This window comes from uncultured Cyclobacterium sp., from assembly GCF_963976465.1.
Classification (GTDB): domain Bacteria; phylum Bacteroidota; class Bacteroidia; order Cytophagales; family Cyclobacteriaceae; genus Cyclobacterium.
The window spans coordinates 1-3,587 of sequence record NZ_CAXBOC010000533.1 but is presented as its reverse complement, the minus strand read 5'-3'; the positions used below and the strand labels follow the sequence as shown (position 1 = coordinate 3,587).

Annotated in this window: 5 protein-coding genes; 3 read left to right on the top strand and 2 right to left on the bottom strand. The window is 38.5% G+C overall.

Annotated features, from left to right (window positions below; translation table 11 throughout):
• Window positions 1–111: 111 nt before the first annotated feature.
• Complete coding sequence (locus AAC037_RS21700) at window positions 112–717, bottom strand: hypothetical protein (RefSeq protein WP_339905561.1); 606 nt, start codon at window positions 715–717, stop codon at window positions 112–114.
• A gap of 138 nt (window positions 718–855) precedes the next feature.
• Between AAC037_RS21700 and gltX the strand changes: the two genes are divergently transcribed.
• From gltX to AAC037_RS21685, 3 genes are all read left to right on the top strand, one after another.
• On the top strand, window positions 856–2,391 hold the full coding sequence (gene gltX, locus AAC037_RS21695) for a glutamate--tRNA ligase (protein WP_339905560.1): 1,536 nt from the start codon (window positions 856–858) through the stop codon (window positions 2,389–2,391).
• Window positions 2,392–2,423: 32 nt separating this feature from the next.
• Window positions 2,424–2,618 (top strand): hypothetical protein, encoded by a 195-nt coding sequence (locus AAC037_RS21690; protein ID WP_303614068.1) that lies wholly within the window; start codon window positions 2,424–2,426, stop codon window positions 2,616–2,618.
• Window positions 2,619–2,693: 75 nt separating this feature from the next.
• The gene (locus tag AAC037_RS21685) at window positions 2,694–3,302 is read left to right on the top strand and encodes an outer membrane beta-barrel protein (RefSeq protein ID WP_339905558.1); all 609 of its coding nucleotides are present in this window, start codon (window positions 2,694–2,696) and stop codon (window positions 3,300–3,302) included.
• Here AAC037_RS21685 and AAC037_RS21680 read toward each other — a convergent pair.
• A partial coding sequence (locus AAC037_RS21680; RefSeq protein WP_339905556.1) for a hypothetical protein occupies window positions 3,278–3,587 on the bottom strand: 310 nt, incomplete at its 5' end. The two genes, AAC037_RS21685 and AAC037_RS21680, sit on opposite strands and share 25 nt — an antisense overlap.

Sequence of the window (3,587 nt, the reverse complement as noted above, 5' to 3'; positions counted from 1 at the left end):
TTTTATCTAAAAAGTTATTTAAATTAATAAAATTTGTTGCCATTCGCAATTCAGGATAAAGAAGCTATTTGCTGGGCATACATAAAGGTTCTTTACATTTCATTTACCAAATCATTGCCGGCCCGTAATTTTTAGAAAGTCATTTAAGGTATGTAAAAATGCCTGTTTTTCTCTTTCCCCTTCAAATAAGGGTAGCCATTTATTTTCCGATAATACCTGTACAGTACCTGACTCTTGTTGGAGCCAATAGCCAATTGTTCTTGCATTTTCCAAGTGCGTTTGCCTGTTGGAAGCATTTGGCAGCAGGGTTAAGTGATCTTGCTTTTGACCCTCACCGTTTCTTAAAAGCATTTTCCTGTCCAAGTAATTTCCCTGAGATTTTAAGAACAGAAAGGCCGTTTGATTGTTTTTATTGACAATGATGTCTAAACGGACGGTGTTAAAGGTGCTGTCTTTTTGAAAGGATTTGTGGGTATAAATTTCCAGTTTGGCTTCAGCCAATCGCTTGGTACGATAATCAATTCTTCGGACATTATAGAAGAACAAAAGACCTGCATCTTTAATCGTAAAAGTAGGGTCTTCTCCAGAATTGTTGGCCCTATGCCCATCGAAAAAAGAAAGGATTAGTACCAAAGCAAGGGATGCTAGGCCAAAAATTTTAATTAGGCGAAACATTTCTGCTTGAGAGGGATCATTATGGGATACACTTTTCGGCATGTTAGGCTATTTAAACATCGAACAGTGATTTATAGTTTTGGATCTGCCTAACATTGGCAATACTTTGGGCTAGATTCAGCCAATTTCGTTTATTATTGATTATCTTTGCCCACTTAAATTGAAATTTATTGCTGTTTTATGAGTAAGGAAGTACGCGTTAGATTTGCTCCATCACCAACTGGAGCTTTACATATAGGCGGTGTAAGAACTGCATTGTACAATTATCTTTTTGCCAAAAAGAATGGCGGAAAATTTTTGTTAAGGATTGAAGACACGGATCAAAACAGGTATGTACCGGGAGCCGAAGAGTACATAAAGAATTCATTGGAATGGATAGGAATTACTCCTGATGAAAGTCCATGGAAGCCTGGAGAAGTTGGCCCATACAGGCAATCTGAGCGCAAGCCTATGTACATGGAATATGCCCAATACTTATTGGATCAAGGTCATGCGTATTATGCATTTGATACTCCTGATGAGCTGGATGAAATGAGAAAGCGCCTTACTGCTGCAAGGGTGGTATCTCCGCAGTACAATTCCATCACCAGAACTCAGATGAAAAACTCCCTTACTTTGCCTGCGGACGAGGTGAAAGCGCGTTTGGAATCAGGTGATCCTTATGTGATACGTATCAAAATCCCAAGGAAAGAAGAGGTTAGGTTAAATGACATGGTTCGTGGCTGGGTCATGGTGCACTCCAACTCATTGGATGATAAAGTACTGATGAAATCAGATGGCATGCCTACCTATCATTTGGCCAATATTGTAGATGATCATTTAATGGGAATAACACATGTCATCCGTGGTGAAGAATGGCTGCCTTCTGCTCCACTTCATGTTTTGTTGTATAAATTCTTGGGCTGGGAAGATTCTATGCCCCAATTTGCTCACCTTCCATTATTACTGAAGCCTGATGGCAATGGCAAATTGTCTAAGCGAGATGCTGAGAAACATGGTTTCCCAATTTTTCCATTAAATTGGACTAGTCCTGAAAATGGAGAGTTGGTAGACGGGTTTAAGGAAGCGGGTTATTTGGCCGATGCCTTTTTAAATTTCCTTGCCTTTTTGGGTTGGAATCCCGGGGACCAACGTGAAATGTTTACGGTTGAAGAATTGATTGAAGCTTTTTCCATAGAACGTATAGGTAAGTCGGGCACTAAATTTGATATTAATAAAGCTAAATGGTACAATGAACAGTACCTTAGAAAGAAGAGTAACGCAGCATTGTCTGATTATTTACTAGCGGATATTGCAAAAGAAAATGTAACAATAAGTAAAGAAAAGGCTGAAAAGATAGTTTCTCTAATGAAAGAAAGGGCTACTTTTCCCGCAGACCTTTGGAAAGAAGGTCGATTTATGGTGTTTGCACCAAAGGAGTTTGATGAACGCATCGTGAATAAAAAGTGGAATGAGAATGTTGTGATCGTGCTAACTGCATTTAGGGATAAACTTAAAGCTAATTCTACTGAGCTTACCGCCGAGGTGGCCAAAACCATGTTGGGAGAAACTGCGGAGGAGAAAGAAATAAAGTTAGGAAAAATAATGCAAGCCGTAAGACTTGCCATTACCGGAGTAGGCGCAGGTCCGGACCTTATGCAGATATTTGAGATATTAGGTAAAGAAGAACTAATCTTAAGAATAGATTTTGCGTTAGAGAATATAAAAGCCTCTTAACTGGCACAAAACATACCTAAACCCCTTGAGTCATGGCAAAAAATTCAAAAAAGAAAGATATTCCAAAAGTAAATGAAGAATTGGAAGGCTTCAAAATGAATATTAATTCATTTGGAGAGATTTCAAGCTCATTTTCTATTGATAAAATCAATGCGTTTTTGAACAAAAATGTGGATGACAAGAAATTGAGAGATAGGGAAGAAGATATAGAAGAGAAGAAAAAATAGGTTAATGGCCCATTAGATTTGAGTCAGCAGTCCGATTATCACCTTATGAAACCTTCCTTTATCCTATTATTTCTTGTGAGCATTTTTTCTGGGGAATTAGTTGCCCAGACTAGCATTGGTATAAAAGCCGGATATACTCAGTCAAGTGCAACATACAGGACATCTCTGGGAACTTATCCCAGAGATGTTACTGGTTTTAGGGCTCCAAGTTATTCCTTGGTCATAGAACAATTTTTTGAGAAAAATGCAGGAGGACAAATAGAATTTCAGCTTTTGACTACCGGCTATCATGCTACAGATACCATCAATACCGGCAATAAAACCAGTTTCAATTATTTGAAAGTTCCTATTTTATCTAATTTCTATTTGGGTAATTCCGGACGCTTTCATATTAAGATAGGACCGCATCTGGGTTATTTAATGAATGTAGATGATGAGCTAAGGGTAATAGAAGGCGACCTCGTAATCCCCACCTATGGACAGGAAGGGGATAAGCCCAGAAAATTAATGTATGGACTTACTGCAGGGGTAGGTCTGTCTAAGTTATTTGGCAATCATACCATTCAGGGAGAAGTAAGGTACTCTTATGAATTTGGAAATCCCGAAGCTCAAGAAAGAATTTTTGATCTGAATTTTACCCAACTGGAGTTTTCTTTGTCTTATTTGTTTCGGGTGCTAGATTGAGCAAAGGCCACTGTCACAATAATTTCCTCGAAAATTTCCGCTGTCTTGTTTCGTATTTTTTCATGAGCAGCTTCTTCTGCCCGATTGTATCCACCCATATGATACCTTTGGTACCAAGGCAATATAGAAATTGCAGCATCCCATAAAGAATAATTAAACATGGTCTGTAAAGTAAGGTAAGCAAAGCCCCCATTAAGCAACAATGAGTTTATCCCATTTCTTACATCTCCGGCATAAATATGTCCCAAACCCGGGATAATCATACTCATCACTCTGGCTTTTTTG

Coding starts and splice junctions, on each gene's coding strand:
- AAC037_RS21690 (WP_303614068.1), top strand. CDS start 2,424: ATGGCAAAAAATTCAAAAAAGAAAGATATTCCAAAAGTAAATGAAGAA.
- AAC037_RS21700 (WP_339905561.1), bottom strand. CDS start 717: ATGCCGAAAAGTGTATCCCATAATGATCCCTCTCAAGCAGAAATGTTT.
- gltX (WP_339905560.1), top strand. CDS start 856: ATGAGTAAGGAAGTACGCGTTAGATTTGCTCCATCACCAACTGGAGCT.